The sequence below is a fragment of the Haloferax sp. S2CR25 genome, assembly GCF_031624535.1.
Taxonomy (GTDB): Archaea; Halobacteriota; Halobacteria; order Halobacteriales; family Haloferacaceae; genus Haloferax; species Haloferax massiliensis.
Genome location: NZ_JAMQOO010000032.1, coordinates 1 through 1,004 on the forward strand (window position 1 = coordinate 1; position 1,004 = coordinate 1,004).

Genomic DNA, 1,004 nt, shown 5'->3' on the forward strand with positions numbered 1-1,004 from the left:
ACGCTCATGTGTAGCAGATTGTTGATTTCAGAGAGTCGCTTTGACAGCGTGTTTGAGTGCTTCTCGACCGGGTTTTCTGAAGAGTTCGCTGCGTAGCTGAAAGGCGCGAAGATACTGTGTCAACTTGTCCTTCGAGACGCCTCGATGCGGCGAGAGCCACCGTCGCACCAGCGACGCGTGGCTCTCGCAGGTATTGACGTGAACGTCTCCATCAGCGTATTCGCCGTCACCGTGGACGACGTATTCGCGGTGGAATTCGTCGTCGTCCTCTAGTGGGTCGTATGCCAGAAATCCGTCGGTGTAGACTGTCAGCGACTCCTCCTTGTGGTCACCGAGGAGGAGTCGCACTGTCGATTCGTCAGCGGATTTCGCTGGGACGACGTACCGCTGTCCCGTTCCACGGTCAACGATGGTGAAGACGGGTGGTTTGTCTCCCCCATACGAACCTCGCCCGCGCGTGGACAGACCACGCGAGCGCGACTCTTGGTCGCGCTCGCGGCCTTTCAATCCGGCAGAGACGTACACTTCGTCGATTTCGACTGGTCCAACGAGGTCGAGACGAGGCGCGTCGAGCGCTCTGGTAAAGCGCTCGACGCGACGGTGCATCGTTTTGTAGGTAACACCGATCTCTCGCTGAAGTTGGCGAAGACTCGTGTTGAACCGCAAGAACGCGTAGATTGAGAACAACCACTTGCGGAGCGCAACCTTCGAGTGAGCGAAAATCGTGCCCGTCTTGTCGTTGAACGTGCGGTCGCAATTCTTACAGAGATAGCGTTGAAACGCCCCATAGCTGCCGTTTCTGACCGTCCGGTCAGAACGGCAGCGAGGGCAGGAAACGCCGTCACGCCAGCGAACTTGTTGGAGCAGGTTCGCTGCGAGCGATTCCGAGCCAAACACATCGAGCGGAATCATTCGTGTCGGACACCGCTAGCGCGGTGTCCTTGCCCTCTTCGATTCCAGAGCGACAGCTGAACTCTATCAACAATCTCCTACAGAAGAGCGTA

Annotated in this window: 1 protein-coding gene; it reads right to left on the reverse strand. The window is 57.4% G+C overall.

Going from position 1 to position 1,004, the window contains the following annotated elements; all coding sequences use genetic code 11:
- Positions 1 to 27 precede the first annotated feature (27 nt).
- Complete coding sequence (locus NDI65_RS22145) at positions 28 to 912, reverse strand: IS1595 family transposase (protein WP_310894441.1); 885 nt, start codon at positions 910 to 912, stop codon at positions 28 to 30.
- Between the last annotated feature and the right edge of the window lie 92 nt (positions 913 to 1,004).

Coding starts and splice junctions, on each gene's coding strand:
- NDI65_RS22145 (WP_310894441.1), bottom strand. CDS start 912: ATGATTCCGCTCGATGTGTTTGGCTCGGAATCGCTCGCAGCGAACCTG.